Here is a 762-nt window from a genome sequence, read left to right as displayed (position 1 = left end):
TGGCCGACCAGACCGTATGCGACTCCTACACCCTGCCAGCCATATCGGGAACAAACCTGACCGGCAACGAGGCCTACTACGACGCACCAAACGGCGGCGGCAACCAGTACGCCCCCGGCGACGCGCTCACCGCATCAGGGACATACTACATCTACGACGAGACCGGCACAACGCCCAACTGCTCCGATCAGGAGAGCTTCGTACTGACCGTCAACGCAACACCCGATGTCTTCGGCCTGTTGGACACCGAGGCATGCGATTCCTTCGTGCTGCCCGCCATTTTGGGCTCCGACCTCTCAGGCAACCAGGCCTACTACGACGGTCCCGGTGGAACGGGGACACAATATAGCCCCGGCGACGTGCTCACCGCATCCGGGACATACTACATCTACGACGAGACCGGCACAACGCCCAACTGCTTTGACCAGGAGAGCTTCGTGCTGACCATCACCCCTTCCCCGGTAGTGGACGCAGGATCCGACGAGGAGATCTGTCAGGGCGATGTGCACGACCTGTCGACCTCCGGAACTGTGCCCACGGCGAGCGACGCGGGCTCCCTGCTATGGAGCAGTGCGGGAGACGGTAGTTTTGACGATGCCACGCTGTTGGCACCTACATATACCCCTGGCGTGAACGACATTGCCAACGGCAGTGTGGTGCTCACCCTCACCGGCAATGGCAACGGAAGCTGCCCGGATGTCCTTGACACCATGACCCTTACCATAGACCCACAGCCCGTGGCAGATGCCGGGGCCGACGACG

At 61.9% G+C, this 762-nt stretch carries 1 pseudogene; it reads left to right on the top strand.

The features are described 5' to 3' along the window. Nucleotides 1–762, top strand: a pseudogene (locus tag ACXAFK_RS15175) (hypothetical protein); the annotation flags it as partial.

It is taken from the genome of Flagellimonas sp. ABD4_174 (assembly GCF_056160185.1).
The sequence above is the reverse complement of the archived record's forward strand: the minus strand, read 5'-3'. Positions and strand labels throughout refer to the sequence as shown.